The organism is Muricoccus roseus (genome assembly GCF_900141905.1).
Taxonomy (GTDB): Bacteria; Pseudomonadota; Alphaproteobacteria; order Acetobacterales; family Acetobacteraceae; genus Roseomonas; species Roseomonas rosea.
Map to the genome: position 1 here is coordinate 51849 of NZ_FQZF01000011.1, position 20177 is coordinate 72025.

General features: G+C 71.3%; 17 protein-coding genes. 7 read left to right on the forward strand and 10 right to left on the reverse strand.

Features of this window, described 5'->3' with window-relative positions; all coding sequences use genetic code 11:
* Positions 1-278 precede the first annotated feature (278 nt).
* Entirely contained in the window at positions 279-2732 is a 2454-nt protein-coding gene (locus BUB97_RS10835; protein WP_245818273.1) for a recombinase, read from the reverse strand.
* A gap of 334 nt (positions 2733-3066) precedes the next feature.
* Positions 3067-3579 carry a TIGR02444 family protein gene (locus tag BUB97_RS10840; RefSeq protein WP_073134627.1) on the reverse strand — a complete coding sequence of 171 codons (513 nt, stop codon included), beginning with the start codon at positions 3577-3579 and terminating at the stop codon, positions 3067-3069.
* A gap of 163 nt (positions 3580-3742) precedes the next feature.
* On the opposite strand from BUB97_RS10840, the gene BUB97_RS10845 reads away from it, so the two are divergent.
* From BUB97_RS10845 to BUB97_RS10860, 4 genes are all read left to right on the forward strand, one after another.
* On the forward strand, positions 3743-4732 hold the full coding sequence (locus tag BUB97_RS10845; protein ID WP_073134628.1) for a DUF2891 domain-containing protein: 990 nt from the start codon (positions 3743-3745) through the stop codon (positions 4730-4732).
* An 81-nt stretch (positions 4733-4813) separates the two neighbouring features.
* Positions 4814-5605, forward strand: coding sequence for a lysophospholipid acyltransferase family protein (locus tag BUB97_RS10850; protein ID WP_073134630.1), 792 nt, complete (start codon positions 4814-4816; stop codon positions 5603-5605).
* On the forward strand, positions 5602-6375 hold the full coding sequence (locus BUB97_RS10855; RefSeq protein ID WP_217659633.1) for a glycosyltransferase family 2 protein: 774 nt from the start codon (positions 5602-5604) through the stop codon (positions 6373-6375). Before BUB97_RS10850 ends, BUB97_RS10855 begins: the two co-directional genes overlap by 4 nt.
* Positions 6372-7364 (forward strand): asparaginase, encoded by a 993-nt coding sequence (locus BUB97_RS10860; protein WP_073134634.1) that lies wholly within the window; start codon positions 6372-6374, stop codon positions 7362-7364. Before BUB97_RS10855 ends, BUB97_RS10860 begins: the two co-directional genes overlap by 4 nt.
* 46 nt (positions 7365-7410) lie before the next feature.
* Here BUB97_RS10860 and BUB97_RS10865 read toward each other — a convergent pair whose 3' ends face one another.
* Together BUB97_RS10865 and BUB97_RS10870 are read right to left on the reverse strand one after the other, a co-directional pair.
* Complete coding sequence (locus BUB97_RS10865) at positions 7411-7674, reverse strand: hypothetical protein (RefSeq protein ID WP_073134635.1); 264 nt, start codon at positions 7672-7674, stop codon at positions 7411-7413.
* Between the two features lie 86 nt (positions 7675-7760).
* The gene (locus BUB97_RS10870) at positions 7761-8564 is read right to left on the reverse strand and encodes an EcsC family protein (protein ID WP_073134637.1); all 804 of its coding nucleotides are present in this window, start codon (positions 8562-8564) and stop codon (positions 7761-7763) included.
* 151 nt (positions 8565-8715) lie between these two features.
* On the opposite strand from BUB97_RS10870, the gene BUB97_RS10875 reads away from it, so the two are divergent.
* On the forward strand, positions 8716-9123 hold the full coding sequence (locus tag BUB97_RS10875) for a hypothetical protein (protein WP_073134639.1): 408 nt from the start codon (positions 8716-8718) through the stop codon (positions 9121-9123).
* A 255-nt stretch (positions 9124-9378) separates the two neighbouring features.
* On the opposite strand, the gene hslU is transcribed toward BUB97_RS10875, so the two are convergent.
* Both hslU and BUB97_RS10885 read right to left on the reverse strand, forming a co-directional pair.
* Positions 9379-10698: an ATP-dependent protease ATPase subunit HslU gene (hslU, locus tag BUB97_RS10880; RefSeq protein ID WP_073134776.1), complete on the reverse strand. Its 1320-nt coding sequence runs from the start codon at positions 10696-10698 to the stop codon at positions 9379-9381.
* Positions 10699-10747: 49 nt separating this feature from the next.
* A complete protein-coding gene (locus BUB97_RS10885) occupies positions 10748-11116 on the reverse strand; it encodes an ArsR/SmtB family transcription factor (protein WP_086062111.1) in 369 nt (122 codons plus the stop codon).
* A gap of 95 nt (positions 11117-11211) precedes the next feature.
* Here BUB97_RS10885 and BUB97_RS10890 point away from each other — a divergent pair, with 95 nt between their 5' ends.
* Positions 11212-12381 (forward strand): MFS transporter, encoded by a 1170-nt coding sequence (locus BUB97_RS10890; RefSeq protein WP_073134641.1) that lies wholly within the window; start codon positions 11212-11214, stop codon positions 12379-12381.
* On the opposite strand, the gene BUB97_RS10895 is transcribed toward BUB97_RS10890, so the two are convergent.
* The 3 genes from BUB97_RS10895 to BUB97_RS10905 all read right to left on the reverse strand — a co-directional run bounded on the left by BUB97_RS10895 (position 12378) and on the right by BUB97_RS10905 (position 17582).
* Positions 12378-15512: a PAS domain S-box protein gene (locus BUB97_RS10895; RefSeq protein WP_139281328.1), complete on the reverse strand. Its 3135-nt coding sequence runs from the start codon at positions 15510-15512 to the stop codon at positions 12378-12380. The two genes, BUB97_RS10890 and BUB97_RS10895, sit on opposite strands and share 4 nt — an antisense overlap.
* Before the next feature lie 73 nt (positions 15513-15585).
* On the reverse strand, positions 15586-17085 hold the full coding sequence (locus BUB97_RS10900) for a tripartite tricarboxylate transporter permease (protein ID WP_073134645.1): 1500 nt from the start codon (positions 17083-17085) through the stop codon (positions 15586-15588).
* The gene (locus BUB97_RS10905; protein ID WP_073134647.1) at positions 17085-17582 is read right to left on the reverse strand and encodes a tripartite tricarboxylate transporter TctB family protein; all 498 of its coding nucleotides are present in this window, start codon (positions 17580-17582) and stop codon (positions 17085-17087) included. The genes BUB97_RS10900 and BUB97_RS10905 overlap by 1 nt, the downstream gene beginning before the upstream one ends.
* A gap of 158 nt (positions 17583-17740) precedes the next feature.
* Here BUB97_RS10905 and BUB97_RS10910 point away from each other — a divergent pair, with 158 nt between their 5' ends.
* Entirely contained in the window at positions 17741-19045 is a 1305-nt protein-coding gene (locus BUB97_RS10910) for a calcium-binding protein (RefSeq protein WP_073134648.1), read from the forward strand.
* Positions 19046-19096: 51 nt separating this feature from the next.
* On the opposite strand, the gene BUB97_RS10915 is transcribed toward BUB97_RS10910, so the two are convergent.
* Positions 19097-20074, reverse strand: coding sequence for a Bug family tripartite tricarboxylate transporter substrate binding protein (locus BUB97_RS10915; RefSeq protein ID WP_073134650.1), 978 nt, complete (start codon positions 20072-20074; stop codon positions 19097-19099).
* Between the last annotated feature and the right edge of the window lie 103 nt (positions 20075-20177).

The following is a 20177-nucleotide window of genomic DNA, read 5'->3' on the forward strand; positions in this document are numbered from 1 at the left end:
AGCGCGCGGTGGGGAATCCGTTCTGGGCTGGTGGTCTGTCCTGGGGAGAGGAAGAAGGAATTCTTCCTCTCCCCAGACCCCTCACCATCATCTTTTTCTCCGAGTTGGAATCACTCGGCTGACGGTGCGCCTGAGGTCTAGGACCTCAGGCGACTGCAAAGGCAGGATCAATCCCCTTCAACCCGAGACCCCGCCGATCATCGTATCCACGGCGGTCAGACGGGGTTCCAAGGGCCTCAGGCCCTTGGCGGGTGGAGGGCGGAGCCCTCCGTCACCCCTCAGATCGGGCAGACCCCGCTCGCGCATTGCAGATGCGCCCAGTCCACGGCTTCCCGCACCGCGCCGTCATGGATGCCTTCCACGATGGCGGCGAAGCGGCCGGCGGAGACCTCCTCCTCCGGCAGGTATTCGTAGCCCAGTTCCGAATCCGGCCGGCTCGGCAGGACGGAGCAGCAGCGCACGCGCGGCTGTTCGTCCCGCAGGGTGGCGCGGAAGGCTTCCAGGTCCACGCGGTCGGTATAGACCTTCAGCGTGTAGCTCACCTGGTTGCCCTGGTGCTCGCCGATCCAGTGCCGCTCCAGCAGGCGCAGCCAGGCATATTGCTCGCCCGGGCTGGCTTCCGGCGCCGTCACCAGCTTCGCGCCCAGGCCGAGCCGCAGTGCCAGCGGCACGGTGGGGAAGCCCACGATGCTCATGCCGGGGAAGCTCCGCAGCGTGCGGATGGGGTAGCCCCGCGCCTCGTATTCGGCCAGCAGCGGGTCGGAGCCAGACAGCCACTGCCCCGTCTCCTCGTCCTTGCCGCCCTTGAACTGCACCCAGCGCAGATATTGCCGCCGCGCCGGCAGGTGCGCGCCTTCGGTCAGCCCGAACAGCTTGCTGGTGGTGCCGGCCGGCTTCACCGTCGTCACCGTCACCGGCCGCGCCATGCCGAGGCTGGCGGAATAGGCCTCCGCCTCTTCCTTCGCCGCCTCGGAAAGCCGGGCGAGCGCCTGCCAGAAGGGGCCGGAGCGCGCCTCGTCCAGCAGGTCGTGGAAGCCCAGGCCGAAGCGCATCCAGGCCCATTCATGCAGGCCGGTGGGACCGATGCCGATGCGGTTGGTGCGCGCGACCTCCTCTCCGTAGAGGGCGTCCATCCGGTTCGCGCGGATCAGGAAACGCACGCCCAGCCGCACGCTGTCCTCCACCCGCTCATCCCACAGGGCGGCGGTATCGGCCGGCACCTCGCCGGGGGCGAAGCTGTCCAGATCGGTGGGGCAGGCCAGCAGCGGCGCGAAATCGGCGATGACGCAGTAGCCGCCCGTCACATGCAGCGTGATCTCGCCGCAGGGATTGGTGGTGACGGGGAAGCGCGCCTCGGAGGCCCGGCGAGACGCCTCGGCCAGCAGCCCGGCCGCGTGGTCCACCCGGTAGCGGGCGCTGCGGAAGTCGCGCCCATCCTCATGCACCGGCTTCTCCCAGGCGCTGCCGGTGCGGTGGTCCTCCAGCCGGTCGCCATTGATGAAGCCGGGCTCGCCGTTGATGTAGGCGCAGCGCGTCACCTCGGCGAAGACCGCCTGGGCATGGGCGGTCAGCGGGTCCTCCGTGCCTTCGGGAGCGCGGACGCGGGCCCAGAACTCGGCATCCACCATCACGGAGTTGTTCGCGGTCCAGAGCCCGCCCTCGGACTTGGCGCGCACGAAGCGCAGCACGCCCGGGTCCCGCCAGGACTTGGTGGCCATGCGCGCGGCCCGCCGCGCCCCGCCCACCTGCACCTCGACCGAGAGATAGTGGTCCACCAGCAGCGCCTGCTCCCAGGGCTGCAGCGCCTCGCCCGCCGGGTCGCGGTCCCGCGCCGGCACCAGCACATGTCGGCGGATGTTCAGCAGCCCGCGCAGCAGCGAAACCGGGCCGGAGGACGGCCGGCCCTGCATGCCCCTGATCGGGCTCCCCGCGGGCCGGATGGCCGAGAGATCGACCACCAGCGTCTCGCCCCGCGCACCCGCGAAGGCCATGGACTCCAGCTGCTCGACCGCCTTGGCCCAGCCCTCCCGGCTGTCCTCCACCCGGTGGATCACCGCGCCTTCGGGCAGGCCGTCCAGGTCGCTCGCCAGCTCCTGCGTGAGAAAGCCGCGCACCCGCGCCTCGGCCTCCGCGTCGAAGCCGGCCTCATCCGTGCCCCAGGGCAGGATGCCCATCTCGATCCCGAAGCGCCGCAGCCCGTCCCGCCCCCGGGGATAGTCGGCATGGGCGGGGTCCAGATGCAGCAGCAGCGCCGGCGCCTGGCTCCAATCCACCAGGCACAGCTCGTCGTCATAGGCCCGGCCGACGCCGGAGCCGTTGAGCAGAAGGTAGAACTCCGCGAAGGAGGCGATGGCGGTCGCGCAGTTCGTGAACACCTCCATGTTCCGCCCGGCCTGCCCGGCATCGCCATGCTGCAGGTGCCGGCCGGAGGTCAGCAGCGCCCCGGTCGCGATCGCATTGCGTAGCCGCGCCCCCTCCAGCGCGTCAGGCACGGGCGCCAGGGCCATGTTGCCGGTGGCCACCCGGTCCGCCACGCGGCCGAAATCCTCGCCATCCTCCGGCCGGAACACGGTGCGGCGGCCCACCGCCACGCCCATACCCTCGTCCAGCGGCCGGCCCGGCAGCGGCGCCTCGCCAAAGCCGCCTCCAGGGAGGGCGCGGGCCCGCCGGAGCGTGGCCGAAACATCGGAATGGGGGTGGAAGCCGTCCATCGGCACGCTCCGCATCTGCATCAGGAATGGCGCCGGGCGGCCCGGATCACCGGCCCGCTCGCCTCGGAGCCTCGCGAATCGGCTCCCGGTGAACACCATATCTCGTGTCACCAACGCCCGTAATCCACTAGATGTTGCTTTACGCAGGCGGAATCACCCAGACGGAAACGGTCCTTCCCTGTGATGCGGGGCGGGACGCTGACTTTCATCGGAATTACAGCGGCAAGGACATGGTGACCTCTGCCTGCGCCGCAGATTGGCAGTACGCCGCTGGCCGCTCGTCGGGGAACATCCGCGAGGCTCTCCCGGCCTTCCGCGAGGAAGAGGGGCCGAAATTCACCGGCCCGGGAGGCGATCAACCCTCCGGACGATAGGCCTCGGAGGCCTGGGCCAGCCGGTCTAATGCCGCGGAACTGCCAGGCGGGTCGCCGGTCAGGAGCGCGAGATTGCGGCGCGCAAGCCCCGTCATGGCGAGCGCGGGCGGCGTGCCGGGGCGGCGCGTCTGAGTCCAACGGAACAGCTCAGCCTGCCGGATCCGTTCGGCCGCCAGTTCGCAGGCCAGCAACTGGGCGTGGAACTGCCGGAGCGCCTCGTCGCCCAGCCCACCCGCCTTCACGCGGCGCCGGGCCTGACGAAGCGGCCCGATGACGCCCCGATGCCAATCCGCCCCCGGCTCCTCCGCCAGCCAGGCCGCCTCGACCCGCACGCCTCGGTTGGCGCCCAGCCAGGCCGCGAGCAGGAGCAGGTTCACGTCCGCGCCGTGGCGGTCCTGCAGCTCAAGGCAAGCCTGGGCGACCCCGGGGGCGGCATAGACGGCGCAGGAAAAGCGCCAGAATGCGTTGTCGAGATCCAGTTCCTGCCCCGCCATTCCGGTGCCCTCCCTCCCGCACCTGCGACTGCGGCCCCAGCGAGGATCCCCGATCCTCGCCTGTCCGACCATGCCTCCCGGGCGCGCCGGAGCGATGGCCCGCTATCGCACCCCGGCCCGTTATGCTGGGTTCGCCCCCTGAACTGGCAGCAGAAGGGGCCCCATGCTTCCAAGTCTCGACGAGCCGCTGGCCACCCGCCTCGCGACCATCGCCCTGAGCCATGTGGAGCGGGAGTACCCGAACAAGCCCGGCCATGTGCTGAACGGACCCGGGGACGCCCGCACCCCCGCCGCCCTTCATCCCGTCTTCTTCGGCAGCTTCGACTGGCACTCCTGCGTCCATGCCCACTGGATGCTCGCCCGGCTGCTGCGCCGCTTCCCCGGCATGGAGCCCACCCCTGCCATCCGCGGCCTTTTCGCGCGCCGGCTGACGCCGGAGGCGGTGGCCGGGGAGGTCGCCTATCTCGCCGCCCCCGGGTCGCGCGGCTTCGAGCGGCCCTATGGCTGGGGCTGGCTCCTCGCCCTGGCCGCCGAGCTGGCCCACCACCGGTCGGAGCCCTGGTCGGCCACCCTCGCGCCGCTCGCGGAGGCCTTCGCCCAGCGCTTCCGCGACTTCCTGCCAATCGCCACCTATCCCGTGCGGGTCGGCACCCACCCCAACACCGCCTTCGGCCTGCTGATGGCCGCCGACCACATGGCGGGGGACCTCCCCCTCCTCCGCGCCACCACCCTCCGCTGGTATGGCGCCGACCGGGACTGCCCGGCCTGGGGCGAGCCCTCCGGGGACGACTTCCTGTCCTCCACCCTCATCGAGGCCGCCTGCATGGCCCGGCTGATGCCCGAAGGCGAGTTCGGCCCATGGTTCGACGCCTTCCTGCCCCGGATCGCCCAGGGGGAGCCCGCCACCCTCTTCGCCCCCGCCCGCGTCTCGGACCGGACGGATGGCAAGATCGCGCATCTGGACGGGCTCAACCTCTCCCGCGCCTGGTGCTGGCGGCGCCTGGCCGCCACCCTTCCCCCCGGCGATCCGCGCCGCGCACCCATGGAAGCCACCGCCGCCCGCCACCTTGAAGCCGGGCTGCCCCATCTGGCCGGGCACTATATGGGCGAGCACTGGCTGGCCAGCTTCGCCGTGCTCGCGCTCGAGGGGTAGGGCAGGTCCCGGAATCCGGCTATTCTCGGCGCCAGACCGAACCGGGCCAGCGGCAGCCTGACAGGCAGAAGAGGGAACGACTTGCCAGCGCCGCATCCCTCCGCCCGCCCCGCGGGCCGGACGCCCCTGCCCCCGCCGGACCGCCCCCGCCGGCTGCGGGATGCGCTGGCCTTCTACGGGGTGCTCGCGGTGCTCTGCGCCTGCTACCTCGGCTGGGGCCTGGTCGCGATCGGCCTCTCCTTCGTCCTGCCGCCGCGCATCGGGGGGCCCTTGGGCCGCCGGGCGATCGGCACCGGGTTCCGCTTCCTGCTGGGGCTGATGGAACGGACCGGCCTGGTGGAATTCGACCTCTCGGAACTGGAGCCCCTGCGCCGGGCCCGCGGGCTGGTGGTCGCGCCCAACCACCTCTCCATGATCGACGTGATGCTCATCGTGTCCCACCTGCCGGATGCGGTCTGCATCATGAAGGCCGGGCTGGAGCGGAACCCGGCCATGGGCGGCGGGCGGCTGGCCGGCTACATCCCCAACGATGCCGGCCTGCCGGTCATCCGCCGCGCGGCGGATGCCCTGCGAGAGGGCGCGAACCTCCTCGTCTTCCCCGAAGGAACCCGCTCCCCCGATGGTCGCGTCGGCCCCTTCCATCCCGGCTTCGCCCTCATCGCCCGCCGTGCCCGCGCGCCCATCCAGCCGGTCTTCATCGAGAGCAACACGCGCTATCTCAGCAAGGGCTGGCCGATCTGGCGCCGCCCGGACTTCCCGCTGCGCTACCGCGCCCGGCTGGGCGAGGCCGTGACCGTCGCGGGGCCCGCGGAGGCCTTCACCGAGAACCTGCACCGGCAATACACGGCCACTCTCGGCGAGGCGCGGCCTTGAGCCGGACGCATCTCGTCGTCATTCCCAGCTACAACACCGGCCCGCAGCTCGCGGCGACGGTGGCGGCCGCGCGCGCCGCCTGGCCGGTGGTCTGGGTGGTGGTGGATGGCAGCACCGATGGCTCCGCCGCGCCGCTGCGCGCCATCGAGGATCCCGGCTTCCGCCTGATCGAGCGCCCGCGCAACGGAGGGAAGGGCGCCGCCATCCGCGACGCCCTGGAAGCGGCGGAGCGTGATGGCTTCACCCATGCCCTGACGATGGACGCGGACGGCCAGCACCCCGCAGGCCGGATCCCGGACTTCATGGCCGCCTCCGTCGCGCATCCCGGGGCGATGATCCTCGGCTCGCCCGTCTTCGGCCCCGAGGCGCCGCTGCTCCGCGTGCGCGGGCGCCGCATCTCCAACTGGTGGGCCGGGCTGGAAACGCTGTGGTGCACGCGCGGGGGCGAGCCGATCCGGGACAGCCTCTATGGCTTTCGCGTCTATCCCATCGTGCCGCTGCTGCGGATCATGCGCCGCAATCCCTGGATGCGCCGCTACGACTTCGACGCGGAGGCCGTGGTCCGCCTCGCCTGGCGCGGCGTGCCCGCCCTCAACATGCCCGCCGCGGTGCGCTACCTCACCCCGGCCGAGGGCGGGGTCTCCCATTTCCGCTACGGCCGCGACAACCTGCTGCTCACCGGCATGCACACACGGCTGATGCTCGGCTTCCTCTGGCGCCTGCCCCTCCTGCTGGGCCGGGCGCTGCAGCTGCGTAAGGCACGCCCATGACCCACCCCATCCCCATGGTCGAGATCCGCCGCGGCGGGGTGGCCGAGAGCATCCATCACGGCGCGGCCGTGGTGGCCGATGCCGATGGCCGCCTGCTCCATGCCTGGGGCGACCCGGAGTTCCTCACCTTCCCCCGCTCCTCCCTCAAGCCCTTCCAGGCCCTGTCCCTGGTGGAGAGCGGCGCGGCGGATGGGCTGGATGCGGCCCACCTCGCCCTGGCCTGCGCCTCCCACCGCGCCGAGCCCTTCCAGGTTTCCATGGTGGAGGCCTGGCTGCGCCGGCTGGGCCGCCCCGAATCCGCCCTGGTCTGCGGCCCCGCCCTGCCGATGGGAGAGGGCGACCTGGCCGATGCGGTGCGCGCCGGGGGCAAGCGCCGCGCCTTCCACAACTGCTCCGGCAAGCATTGCGGCTTCCTCGCCGCCGCCGGGGCCTTCGGCCGGCCGGAGGGCTATGAGCAGCCGGACCACCCGGCCCAGCTCCATTGGCTCGCCGCCTTGTCCGAGCTGATCGGGCACGACGCCACGGCCCTGCCGCGCGGCACCGATGGCTGCGGCCTTCCGGCCCTGGCGATGACCATGGCCGATGCCGCGCGCGCCGCCGCCCGCTACGCCGCCCTGGCCGTGAAGGACCCGCGGCGCGAGGCCGCCATGCGCCGCCTCCTCGCCGCGCTGCGCGAGCACCCGGACCATGTCTCCGGCCGCAACCGCCCAACTTCGAAGATCGTCGCCGCCACCGAGGGGCGCGTGGTGCTGAAGGAGGGCGCCGAGGGCTTCGTCATCGGCTTCGTGCCGGGACGCGGGCTCGGCATCGCGGTGAAGATGCTGGACGGCGCCTCCCGCGGGAAGATGGCCGTCTTCGCCACCCTGCTCGGCCGGCTCGGCCTCCTGCCCGCCGACCGCGCGGCGGAGCTGGCGCGGGCGGTGGAGGCCCCGGTTCTCGACAGCAACAACCGGGTGGTGGGCGAGGTCGCCGCGGTGGCGCTCGCCTGAGCCCTGGCCAGCGAGGCGGGGCCCCGCCGGCCAGGACAGGCAAGGCTCAGCGGCCCGCCCGCGCCCGCGTGATCAGGCGGTCATAGGTGGCGCAGGTCGCGTCGGAGGTGGGCTGCAGCATGGTGGCCTGCATCTCCGCGGCGATGGTCTGCGTCAGCGCGGCGTTGCGGGTCATCAGCGGACCCATGAGGTTGGTCAGCTCCGTCATCTTGGCCTCGGCCTGGGCGTCGGAGCAGGCCGCCATGGCGCCGCCCGACAAGAGGGTGCCCAAGGCAAGGGCAGTGATGCGGAGCAGTTGGAGGGAGGTCATCGGCGCGCTTTCCAATCCTGGGCTTCAGCGCGCCGGAGCCTGCGCCCCACATCTTTCGAAGGGATGAAGGGCGGCCGCCTTTCTCCCTATCGCGAGCTGCCATCCCGGAGCGCGTCATAAGCCGCCCGCACCCGGTCGGCCCCATAGACCCGCTCCAGCTTCCGCACGGTGAAATGCGCCTTCGCCACCCCGCGGAAATGCTCGAGGAAGGCAAGGTTGATCGCCGCCCCCGCCGCGGCCCCGATCACCGGCACCGCCTGGGCCGAGAGCTTCAGCCCCACCGTGCCCGTGAAGCGCGCCGCGATGGCCCCGAGGAAGCCGGGCACAAGGCCGGAAACAAGGCTGGTCGCCGCATTCGGCAGCATCTGGGCCAGCGCGATGCGGGCGGCGAAATAGCCGGTCTCGGCCACGTCGTCCTCGCTGTTGTTCGGGCTGCCGATGGCGAAGACCGCCATGCATTCGGCCGCGGTGGCGGCCACCTTCGGGTCCTCGCCGGCCTCCGCCGCCTCGGCCGCGATCTGGCGGAGCAGGATGGTGGTGGAAAGGGGCAGCTCGGCCAGCGTGCCCAACAGCCCCAGCGCCCCGCCGGCGGCACCGCTCGCCATGGCGATGCCCCGATGGAACCAGGCTACATTCATGCCGAAGGGAGTCCGGCGCGGCTCCGTGCCCACGGCGGTCGACCAGGCCTTCTCCAGCGCCCGGCGCACCGCATGGTCCAGCTGGTCGCGGATTCCCTCCGGCAGCCGGGCCTTCAGCGCCTCCACCGGAGTTCCGGCGATGGCGGCCAGGCGGGCGGCGAAGGACGGGCCCTCGAGCGTGGCCACGGCCTTGGCCAACTCGGTCTGGGCATCCTCGGGCAGGGTGAGGAGGGCGGGCAGGGTCGTGCTCATCGGCGCGCGGACCAGGAATTGCTCATGCCGGTGAAATGGTGCGGAGCGGGCCGGGTTGCATCGGCGCCGCAAGGCTCGCGCCCCGGATCGTTGATCGCGCCCCGCGATGGCCCTATCCCCGCCCGGGACGGGACGAAGGGGATTTGGGGCGGTGGCGACACTGGCGGTGCTGGCTGCGATCGCCATTCTGGGCGGACTCGCCTGGCGGATCTGGGCCGTCCACAACGGCCGGCGCAAGGCGATCGAGGCGCTGACCCTCGAATGCCCCGGGCTGGACGACCGGCTGGACGGCCGGGACACCACGCTGCTCTTCAGCAGCGCGGACGAAATGGTCGGCATCGCCTCCCACCGGATCACCCGGCTCCTGCCCTTCTCCATCATCCGCAAATGGCGGACGGAACCGGTCTACAACTCCGCCGACAAACGCGTGGGCTGGAACTTCATCATCGAGACAGCCGACACGGCGGAACCGATCTGGACCGTCCGCATGAAGTCAGGCGCCGGCAACGCGGTGCCGAACTTCTGGATGGCGAAGTTCAGCGCGCATCTGAACGGATAAGAGGAGGGCTCTGCCCTCCACCCGCCAAGGGCCTGAGGCCCTTGGAACCCCTTCTGACTGCCGTGGATACCCTGATCGAAGGGGTCTCTGATTCGGGGGCTAATTCCTGCCCTTGCAGTCGCCTCGGGTCGATGACCCGAGGCGCGCCGTCAGCAGAGTGATTCCAAACTCGAAGAAAAAGATGATGGTGAGGGGTCTGGGGAGAGGAAGAATTCCTTCTTCCTCTCCCCGGGACAGACCAACAGACCAGGACGATCAGAGGATGAAGCGCGACAGGTCCGTGCTGGCCGCGAGCGGCGCCACCTTTTCGCGGACATAGGCGGCATCCACCCGCACCGTCTCGCCGCGGCGGTCGGAGGCGGTGAAGGACACCTCTTCCAGCAGTCGTTCCAGCACGGTGGCCAGTCGCCGCGCGCCGATATTCTCCACGCGGTCGTTGATGTCGGCGGCCAGCTCCGCCACCGCGTCGATGGAATCCGGCGCGAAGTCGAGCGTGACGCCTTCCGTGCCCATCAGCGCCGTGTACTGGGAGGTCAGCGCGTGCTCCGGCTCCGTCAGGATGCGGCGGAAGTCGTCGCGGGTCAGGCCCTTCAGCTCCACCCGGATGGGCAGGCGGCCCTGGAGTTCCGGCAGCAGGTCGCTGGGCTTGGCGATGTGGAAGGCGCCGGAGGCGATGAAGAGGATGTGGTCCGTCTTCACCGGCCCGTGCTTCGTGTTCACCGTCGTGCCCTCGATCAGCGGCAGCAGGTCGCGCTGCACGCCTTCACGGGACACGTCGCCGCCGCGGAAGCCGTTTTCGGTGCGGGCGCAGACCTTGTCGATCTCGTCGATGAAGACGATGCCGTTCTGCTCCGCGTGCTGCACGGCGTCGCGCGTCAGCTTCTCCTGGTCGAGCAGCTTGTCCGCCTCCTCCCGCTGCAGGGCGGTGCGGGCCTCGGCCACCGTCATCTTGCGGGCGCGGGTGCGGCCGCCGAACATCTTGCCCATCATCTCCTGGATGTTCTGGGCGCCGGGCGGCATGCCCGGGATGTCCATGGCGCCGATGGGGGTCGCCTGCTCGGCCACCTGCACCTCGACCTCCTTGGAATCGAGGTTGCCGTCCCGAAGCATCTTGCGGAACTTGATGCGCGTCTCGCCATTCGCGCCTTCGCCCACAAGCGCGGTGACAAGGCGCTCCTCGGCGTTCAGCTCGGCCTTGGCCTGGACCTCGGCGCGGGCGGCGTCGCGCAGCTGCACGATGCTCGCTTCCACCAGATCGCGCACGATCTGCTCCACGTCGCGGCCGACATAGCCCACCTCGGTGAACTTCGTGGCCTCCACCTTCAGGAACGGCGCGTTGGCCAGGCGGGCCAGGCGGCGGGCGATCTCGGTCTTGCCGCAGCCGGTCGGGCCGATCATGAGGATGTTCTTCGGCACCACCTCCTCGCGCATGCCGTCCGGCAGCTGCTGGCGGCGCCAGCGGTTGCGCAGCGCGATGGCGACGGCGCGCTTCGCGTCGTGCTGGCCGACGATGTAGCGGTCCAGCTCCGACACGATCTCGCGCGGGGAAAGGTTCACGGCTTCCTGGGTATTCATCTGGATCATCCGGGCGCGGGGATCGCGCCCCATGGGGGTGTTCGGGTCGTCAGGCGGTCTCGACCAGCCGCGCGAGAGGCGGATCCTGCCGGGTGCCGGCGAGGACGGCATCCAGAAGGCCGGGGAAACGCGCGTCCAGCTCCGCGCGGCGCAGCGAGACGATCCGGGCCGGCCCCTCGACCCGCACCCGCACCACGCCCGCCTCACGCAGGCGGGCGACATGGTAGGTGAGGTTCGTCTTGGTCGTGCAGTGGAGGAAGGAGGAGCAACGCCTCTCCCCCTCCTCGGCCACCATCAGCACGATGGCCCGGCGGATCGGATCCCGCAGCGCGTCCAGCACCGCGGAGAGATCGATCGCCTCCGGGCCGGGGTGGGGGAGCGCCTTGGACATGCCCACGAGATAGGCAATGCCGCCCATTCCTCCAAGAGGGTTGATCCAAGACCCGTTGGACCAACTTGACCTCCCCGCCTCCGGCCTATAGTTCAATAACAATTGGACCAAGGGATGCGGCTATGCCCCGCTCGCTGTTCTGGCTGGCTCTCGGCACCTTCGCCGTGGGCACGGGAACCTTCAGCCTGGCCGGGCTCCTGCCCGTCATCGCGGAGGATTTGGGCGTGGGGGTGCCGGCGGCCGGGCATCTCTCCATGGCCTTCGCCCTCGCCTACGCGCTCGCCTCCCCCGTGCTGGCCGCCGCAACCGCCGGGATGGAGCGCCGGACGGCGTTGCTGGCCGGCATGGGTCTCTATGTGCTCGCCTCCATCGGATGCGCGCTGGTGCCCGGCTATGCCGGGCTGATGGCGATGCGGATCCTCGCCGCGCTCTCGGCCGCGCTGTTTGTGCCCACCGCCGGCGCCTGCGCCATCGCCCTCGTCGAGCCCCATCACCGCGGTCGCGCCATGGCGCTGGTGATCGGCGGCATGACGCTCTCCACCGTGCTGGGCGCCCCGCTCGGCACGCTGATCGGCGAGCATCTGGGCTGGCGGGCCGCCTTCCTGGCCGTCGCGGCGCTGGGCGCGGCCTCGGCCGCGGGGTCGCTGGCCTTCCTGCCCCGCCTGCCCGGCGCCAGGGGGGCGAGCGTGATGGAACGCCTCTCCGTCGCCGCACGGCCGGAGGTGACGGTGCTGCTGATGCAGACGGTCGTGGTCTTCGCCGGGGCCTTCACCCTGTTCTCCTATCTCGGCCCCTTTGTGCGCGGCACGCTCCAGTTCGGCGGAGAGGGCACGGCGCTGGCCCTGCTGCTCTCGGGGCTGGGCGGGCTGCTCGGCGTCTCGCTCGGCGGCTGGGCGGCGGACCGGCAGGATCCGCGGCGCTTCCTCATCCGCTCCAACGCGGTCCTCGGCGCCAGCCTGGCCGCCATCTCCCTCTGCGTGGAGTGGCTGCCGCTGTCGGCCGCCATCCCGGCCGTGCTCGTGCTCCTGGTGATCTGGGGCGCCTCGGGCTGGTGCTTCCCGGCGGTGCAGCAGGTCCGGCTCGTCAGCCTCTCCCCGCCCCTCGCGCCGGTGCTGCTCTCGCTGAACGCCTCGGCGACCTATCTCGGCGTGGCCTTCGGCGCCCTGGCCGGCGGGCTGACCATCGGCGGCGGCGGATTGCGGGAGGTGGGGCTGGTGGCGGGCGCGCTCGTCGCGCTGGGCGCGGCCATGGTGTGGCGGATGCGCGCCGCGCCGATCCCGGCCGTGCCCTAGGGCCGGCGCTCAGGCGGAAGCGAGGGATCCGCCACGCGGTGCTGGGCGGCCTGGGTCAGCACATGCCGCAGCTTCCGCGCCAGCGCTTCCCGAGTATAGGGCTTGGAAAGCAGCTCGACGCCTTCGTCCAGCCGGCCGTCATGCACGATGGCATTCTCGGTATAACCGGAGGTGAACAGCACGCCGAGGCCGGGCAACCGCTCCCGCGCGCGGCGGGCCAGTTCCGGGCTCTTCAGCGGGCCCGGCATCACCACATCGGTGAAGAGAAGGTCGATCGGCGCGCCGCTCTCGATCACCGCCAGCGCGCTGGCCGCGTCATGGGCCTTCAGCACGCGGTAGCCGAGCTCGGTCAGCATCTCCACCACCGTGGCGCGCACCGTCTCGTCATCCTCCGCCACCAGGATCGTCTCGGCCCCGCCCGAGACGGGGCTGTCATCCACCGCGGCAATCTCCTCCTCCGGCCCGGCGGCGCGGGGCAGGAAGAGGCGCACGGTGGTGCCGCGCCCGACCTCGGATTCGATCTTCACATGGCCGCTGGACTGCTTCACGAAGCCATAGACCATGGAGAGCCCGAGCCCGGTCCCCTTCCCTTCCGGCTTGGTGGAGAAGAAGGGCTCGAAGACCAGGGCCTGGACCTCGGGCGCCATGCCGCAGCCCGTATCCTTGACGGCGAGCATCACGTAGTCCCCGGGCCGAACCTCCGCCTGCGCGCGCGCCTCCGCCTCGTCGATCCGCGCGTTCCCGGCCTCGATGACCAGCCGCCCCGTGCCCTCCATCGCGTCGCGGGCATTGATCGCCAGGTTCAGCAGCGCGTTCTCCGCCTGGGCGGGGTCGATGAAGGTGTTCCAGAGCCCATCGGCCACCACCGTCTCGATCTCGACCGCCTCGCCGATGGTCCGCCGCAGCATGTCCTCCATGCCGGTGACGAAGCGGCTGATATTCACCACCTTCGGCTCCAGCGCCTGGCGCCGCCCGAAGGCGAGCAGCTGCGAGGCGAGCTTCGCGCCCCGGGTAACGCCGGCCATGGCGTTGTTCAGCCGCCGCTCCGCCCGCTCATTCCCGGCCACGTCCCGCGCCAGCAGCTGCAGGTTGCCGGAGACGACCTGCAGCAGGTTGTTGAAGTCATGCGCCACGCCGCCGGTCAGCTTGCCGATGGATTCCATCTTCTGCGCCTGCTGCAGCGCGGCCTCGGCCTGCCGGCGCTCGGCGATCTCGGCGATCACCCGCGCCTCCAGCGTCTCGTTCAACTGCCGGAGCTGATCCTCGGCGCGGCGGCGATGGCCGATCTCGCGCTGCGCAGACTGGTACAGCCGCGCATTGTCGATCGCGGTCGCGGCATGGCCGCCGATGCCGCGCAGCAGCGCCTCGTGCTCCGGCTTGAAGCGGCCGGGCTCGGGATGGCCGAAGAACAGCCCGCCCAGCACCTCGCCCGAACGCGAGATGACCGGCACGGCGAGGTAGCTGCGAACGGGCAGGTGCCCCTCCGGCATGCCGTGGAAGGGGGCGTGGTGACCGTAGCGCGGGTCGGACCGGATATCGTCCGAGCGGATGATCCCCTCGCCCCGGAAGGTGGGCTCGAACACCGCGGTGGCGCGCGGCATGGGAAACCCCTCGAAGGCGGAGCGCGGCACGCCGGAGAGGGCGTAGAGCATGTAGCTCCCGCCCTTCTCGTCCAGCACGTTGTAGAAGAAGGCCCCGAAGGCGGCGCCCGTGACCTCCACCCCCGCATCGGTGACCATCTGCACCACGCGATCGAGGTCCAGCTCCGCTGCCAGGGTGGCGCCGGTGCGGTTCAGCACCTCCAGCACCGCGGTCTCCCGCCGCAGGGCATTCTCGGCGCGGCGGATCTCCGTCACGTCCACGTTCACGCCGATCATGCCGAGGAACTCGCCCCCGGGGCCGAAGCGAGGCTGGGCCTCGCTGCGGAGGACGCGCCAGGCGCCGTCATGGCGCCGGAAGCGCGCCTCCGTCTGGAAGCCTGCCTGGGCGCGCATCGCGGCCTGATAGGGGCCGGCCAGAGCCTCCCGGTCCTCGGGATGAACGGTGGAGAACCAGTCGAAGGAGGCGACCTCCTCCTCCTCCAGCCGCCAGAAGGCACGCTGGGCCCGGTTCAGATAGGCGCAGCTTCCGCTCGGCGTGCTCATCCAGAGCTTCACCGGCGCGCTCTCGGCCACCAGGCGGAAGCGCCCCTCGCTCTCGCGCAGCGCATCCACCGCGCGCTTCTGCTCCGTCACGTCATGGCCCTGGACGAAGACGCCCGTGGCCTCGCCGCCCTGGAAGATCGGCTGGTAGATGAAATCGACGAAGTGCACCTCCGGCTCGGCGCCGGGACGGTGGGCGAGCAGGATGGGATACTGCCGCCCGACAAAGGGCTCGCCCGTGCGCTTCACCTGGTCCAGCAGGGCCACGAAGCCCTGCTCCACCACCTCCGGCAGCACCTCGGCCACCGTGCGGCCCAGTAGCTCCCGCCCGCCGACGAGCCGGAGATAGGCCGCATTGGCCATGCTGAAGCGGTGATCCGGCCCGTCCACCACCGCCATGAAGCCGGGCGCCTGCTCGAACAGGGCATGCAGGCGCTGGCGCTCGGTCTCCAGCGCGGTGTTCGCCTCCTGCACCGCCTCGGCACGGCGGAACACGTCGGTCTCGATCTGCGCGGCGGGCCCGGCCGGGCCCAGACGGCGCGCCAGGCTGCGCAGCCGGTGCAGCTCGGTCACGTCCACCGTGTGCTGGAGGATCAGGGCCACCCGTCCGTCCGGCCCGGCCAGGGGGGTATGGGTGGCGCTCCAATAGCGCTCCTCGTAGCCCGCCCCGTCCGGCAGGGCGATGTCGTAGCGGATCAGGGAAAGGTGGTCCTTTTCCCCCGTCGCCAGCACGCGCTCCAGCGAGGCGCGGAGCTGGCGGTGCCCCTCCGAGGCCGGATCGCTGGGAAAGGCCTCGAACATGTTGCGCCCGAGGAGCTCCTCCCGCCGGCGCATCGTGACCCGGAGATAGGCATCGTTCATCGCGACCAGCGCGAAGCCGGGGTCCATCAGGACATAGGGATTGGGGGAGGCCGCGAAGAGCGCCGCGAAATCGATCGGGATCACGGGGGCGGACCAGCCAGGTCCGGCCCCCTCGGGACGGGTCGTCAACAGGTGGAACTCGGGATGGGACGCGGCGGGATATAGGGGCGGGATCGCCGCCGCGCCACTGAATCCCGCCGCCTTACCCGGCGCGGCGCGCGCGCCATGCCCCCCAGAGGCGCGGCCCGGCCAGGGCCAGCAGCGCCAGCAGCAGGATCGACAGCGAGATCGGGCGGGTGACGAAGGTGGTCCAGTCCCCCTGGCTGATGGTCAGCGCCTGCCGGAGCGCCTGCTCCGCCATCGGCCCCAGGATCATCCCGATGACGACCGGCGCCGTCGGGAAGTCGAAGCGCCGCATGAACATGGCGATGATGCCGATGCCATAGAGCAGCACCAGGTCCGTGACCGAGTTGCTGATGCCGTAGGTGCCGATGGTCGCGAAGACCAGGATGCCGGCATAGAGCTGCGGCGTCGGAATCTTCAGGATGCGCGCCCAGAGCCCGACCAGCGGCAGGTTCAGGACCACGAGCATGACATTGGCGATGTAGAGGCTGGCGATCAGCGTCCAGACCAGCACGGGCTGCTGCGTGAACAGCATCGGCCCGGGCTGGATGCCGTAGGACTGGAAGGCCGAGAGCATGATGGCCGCGGTGGCCGAGGTGGGCAGGCCCAGGGTGAGCATCGGCACCAGCACGCCGGCCGCCGCCGCGTTGTTCGCCGCCTCCGGCCCCGCCACGCCCTCGATAGCGCCTGTGGTGCCGAACTCGGCGCGGTGCTCGGGCTTCACCAGCTTCCGCTCGGCGTAATAGCTGAGCATGGTCGGCATCTCGGTGCCGCCCGCCGGCAGCACGCCGAAGGGGAAGCCAAGGAAGGAACCCCGCAGCCACGGGCCGATGGAACGCTTCCAGTCGCTCGCGCTCATCCAGAGCCGCCCGACCGGGCGCACCTCCTGCACCCCCTCCGCATGGCGCCAGGCCAGGTGCATCGTCTCCCCGACCGCAAAGAGGGCGACAGCGACGAGCACCACGTTCACCCCGTCCAACAGTTCCGGGATGCCGAAGGTCAGGCGCGGCTGGCCGGTCTGCAGGTCGATCCCCACCAGCCCCAGCATCAGCCCGAAGCCGAGCGAGGTGAGGCCGCGCAGCGCCGAGCCCCCCAGCACGGCGGAGACGGTGACGAAGCAGAGCAGCATCAGGGAGAAGTATTCGGCGGGCCCAAGCTTCAGCGCCACCTCCACCACCAGCGGCCCGACGAAGGAGATGCCGAGCGTGCCGACCGTGCCCGCGATGAAGGAACCGACGGCCGCCGTGACCAGGGCCGGTCCCGCGCGGCCGTTCCGCGCCATCTTCGCGCCCTCCAGCGCCGTGATGATCGAGCCCGATTCACCCGGCGTGTTCAGCAGGATGGAGGTGGTCGAGCCGCCATACATCGCGCCGTAGAAGACGCCGCAGAACAGGATGAAGGCGCCGGTCGCCTCCACCTGGAAGGTCACGGGCAGCAGCAGCGCGATGGTCAGCGCCGGGCCGATGCCGGGCAGCACGCCGATGGCCGTGCCGAGGAAGCAGCCGAGCAGCGCCCAGCCGAGATTGATCGGCGTCAGCGCCGATCCGAAGCCCATGGCCAGGCCGGAGATCGCGTCCATCAGAGAATGCCCTCCAGCACGCCCGCGCCGATGTTCACGCCCAGCAGGCGCGAGAAGCCGATGAAGGCGCCGAGCGTGACGATGATCCCGATCGCCAGGTCCCGCAGCGGCCTGCGGGACCCGAAGGCGGCGCAGACCAGCACGTACTGGATGGTGGCGGCGATGACGAAGCCGAGCCAGTCGATGAGGGCGATCTGCACCAGCAGCCCCGCGCCGAGCAGGCCGATCGCCCGCCAGTTGGTCGGCGGCGCCTCCATGGCCTCCTCGATGTCGCGGCTCCACCCGCCGCGCAGCGCGACGGCGGAAAGCCCCGCCCCCAGCACGACGAGCGCGCCCCCGACGAGATAGGGAACCGCCTTGGCGCCGACCTGCGCATAGAGCGGGGAGTCCGGGATGGCCCAGGCGGCATAGACGGTCAGCAGGCCGAGCAGAACGACGAAGAGGCCGACGCCCAGATCGGCGCGCGGCGTCCCGGCCTGCGGGGAGGGTTGTTTCATGGCGGTCTCGTTCCCTGGCCCACCGGGGGCAGGCCTTGCGCCTGCATCGCATGGCCCCGCGGGAAGCGGAAGGCGCGGGCCGATACTTACGATTCCTTCATCCTGGGGCGGTAGCCTGCCCCCTCCGGCCCCTCCGTCAGCCCGGGAAGGACAGCTCCTTGACGATCTACATCAACCCATCGCCCGCTGTGGCAGGCACCAGCCGGACCGATCTCTTCCTCTTCGACGACCTGAACCGCTTCCTCGCTGCCGGCCCGCTCGATGGCGGCGCGGGCGCCGATGGCCTCGTCTTCCTCGGCAACGTGACGCTGACGGACAGCCATTTCGCCTCGCTCCGGAACATGGAGGGCCTGCTGCTCGACGGCGCCGGCGCGCAGAGCCTGACCCTAGGGGCCAATGCCGCCCTGGCCTTCACCGATGGCCGGGTCGCGATCCTCGCGCCGAACGCCGCCTCGCTTTTCCTGAGGGCCTCCGCCCTGCCCATGGGCGGCAACCTCTTCGTCCTCGCCGGCGACGGGAACGACACGCTCATCGGCGGCGCCGGGCGCGACGCCCTGCATGGCGGCGCCGGCAACGACCTGATCCTGGGCGGGGGCGACATGGACACGCTGCTCGGCAGCGAGGGGGACGACACGCTGCGCGGCGATGCCGGCAACGACGTCCTGCTGGGCGGCGACGGCCACGATTCCCTGCTGGGCGGCGACGGGGACGACCGGCTCTTCGGCGAGGCCGGGGACGACACGCTGCTGGGCGGGAATGGGCATGACCTGCTGGAAGGCCGCGACGGCACCGACCGCCTCGATGGCGGGACAGGGGCCGATACGATGTTCGGCGGCCTCGGCGATGACCGCTACATCGTGGACGATGCCGGCGACCTGGCGATCGAGCTGGAGGGAGGCGGCACGGATACGGTCGTCTCCAGCGTCTCCTTCACCATCGGCCTCGCGGTGGAAAGCCTGACCCTCAACGGCAACGCGGCGGTGAGCGGCACGGGCAACGCGGCCGCCAACCGCATCCTCGGCAATGCCGGGCACAACCTGCTGAGCGGGATGGGCGGCAAGGACACGCTGATCGGCGGCGCGGGGGACGACACGCTCATCGGCGGCGCCGCGGCGGACCGGCTGACCGGCGATGCGGGGGCGGATGCCTTCCGCTACGCCGTGGCGGCCGAGGGCGCCGATTCCATCACCGATTTCCTCTCGGGCACGGACCGTATCGAGGTGTCGGCCGCGGGGTTCGGCGGCGGACTGGCCGAGGGGATGGACCTCCTGGCCACGGGGCATTTCGCGCAGAACACCACCGGCCGCGCGGACGCACCTTTCGGAACCGGCCAGTTCATCTTCGAGACGGACACGCCGCGGCTCTGGTGGGATGCGGACGGGGCGGGCGGCAGCGCCGCGGTGCTCGTCGCCGGCCTGTCGGGCGCATTCCTGCAGGCGAGCGACATCCAGGTCATCGCCTGAGGAAACCGGGCGGGGGTGCGCGCCACGACGCGCACCCCCGCCCTCCCGGGGTCAGGCCAGGCCGATATCCCGCAGCACCGCCGCCGTCGCATCGGCGTCGCGCTTCAGGAACTCCTCGAAGGCGCCGCCCTCCATGAAGGCGTCCTCCCAGCCGCGGGTCTCGAGAAGCTGCTTCCAGGCCGGCAGCGCATGCAGCTCGGTCGCGAAGCGCGTGTGGTTGGCCCGCACCTCGGCGCTGATGCCCGGCGGGGCGAAGAGGCCGCGCCAGTTGCCCAGCACGATGTCGATCCCGCTCTCCTTCAGCGTCGGCGCCTGGGGATCGGCGCGCTTGTCGCCGCTCGTCGCCAGCACGCGCATCCGCCCGGCCTTGATCTGCTCGGCGAACTCCGAATAGCCGGAGATGCCGGCCTTCACCTGCCCGCCGAGGATGGCGGCCTGGGCCGGCCCGCCCCCGGCGAAGGCGACATAGGACGCCTCGCGCGCGTTGCGGCCGACCGACTTGATCATCAGCCCCAGCAGGATGTGGTCGATCCCGCCCGCCGAGCCGCCGCCCACCGCCACCGCGCCGGGATTGGCCTTGAGCGCATCCATCAGCCCCTTGATATCGCGGATCTCGGAATTCGCCGGCACCACGATGGCCAGCGTCTCGTCCGTCAGCCGGGCGATCGGGGTCACGTCCTTGATGCCCACCGGGCTCTTGTTGGTGATGGTGGAGCCCACCATCACGGCGCCCGCCACCATGAGTGCATCCGGCCGCCCACGGCGCTGCGACACGAAGCGCGGCAGGCCCACCGCGCCGCCGGCCCCGCCGACATTCTCGAACTGCATGGAGCCGACGAGCCCGCCCTGGCGGGCCACCTGCTCGATGGCGCGGCCCAGGCCATCCCATCCGCCGCCCGGGGCGGCGGGGATGAACATGTTGAGGTTGCCATAGCGCTGGCTGCCCTGGGCACGTGCGCCCCCGGCAAGGAAGGGCAGGGCGGCGGCGCCGGCCAGGATCTGGCGGCGGCCGGCGAGAAGGCGGGTCATGCGATCGGTCCTCCCATGGACAATTGGGATCATCCTACCCCGGAACCGGCCCGGCGCAGAATCCGCCCCGGCCGGAAATCCAGGCGGGGCGGGATGAAAGCCC

What these genes read in the sequence shown, in the direction of transcription:
- BUB97_RS10900 (WP_073134645.1), bottom strand. Translation starts at nt 17,085, where the DNA reads ATGGACGCGATCTCCGGCCTGGCCATGGGCTTCGGATCGGCGCTGACG.
- BUB97_RS10865 (WP_073134635.1), bottom strand. Translation starts at nt 7,674, where the DNA reads ATGACCTCCCTCCAACTGCTCCGCATCACTGCCCTTGCCTTGGGCACC.
- BUB97_RS10840 (WP_073134627.1), bottom strand. Translation starts at nt 3,579, where the DNA reads ATGGCGGGGCAGGAACTGGATCTCGACAACGCATTCTGGCGCTTTTCC.
- BUB97_RS10860 (WP_073134634.1), top strand. Translation starts at nt 6,372, where the DNA reads ATGACCCACCCCATCCCCATGGTCGAGATCCGCCGCGGCGGGGTGGCC.
- BUB97_RS10905 (WP_073134647.1), bottom strand. Translation starts at nt 17,582, where the DNA reads ATGAAACAACCCTCCCCGCAGGCCGGGACGCCGCGCGCCGATCTGGGC.
- BUB97_RS10845 (WP_073134628.1), top strand. Translation starts at nt 3,743, where the DNA reads ATGCTTCCAAGTCTCGACGAGCCGCTGGCCACCCGCCTCGCGACCATC.
- BUB97_RS10870 (WP_073134637.1), bottom strand. Translation starts at nt 8,564, where the DNA reads ATGAGCACGACCCTGCCCGCCCTCCTCACCCTGCCCGAGGATGCCCAG.
- BUB97_RS10885 (WP_086062111.1), bottom strand. Translation starts at nt 11,116, where the DNA reads ATGGGCGGCATTGCCTATCTCGTGGGCATGTCCAAGGCGCTCCCCCAC.
- BUB97_RS10835 (WP_245818273.1), bottom strand. Translation starts at nt 2,732, where the DNA reads ATGCAGATGCGGAGCGTGCCGATGGACGGCTTCCACCCCCATTCCGAT.
- BUB97_RS10915 (WP_073134650.1), bottom strand. Translation starts at nt 20,074, where the DNA reads ATGACCCGCCTTCTCGCCGGCCGCCGCCAGATCCTGGCCGGCGCCGCC.
- hslU (WP_073134776.1), bottom strand. Translation starts at nt 10,698, where the DNA reads ATGAATACCCAGGAAGCCGTGAACCTTTCCCCGCGCGAGATCGTGTCG.
- BUB97_RS10890 (WP_073134641.1), top strand. Translation starts at nt 11,212, where the DNA reads ATGCCCCGCTCGCTGTTCTGGCTGGCTCTCGGCACCTTCGCCGTGGGC.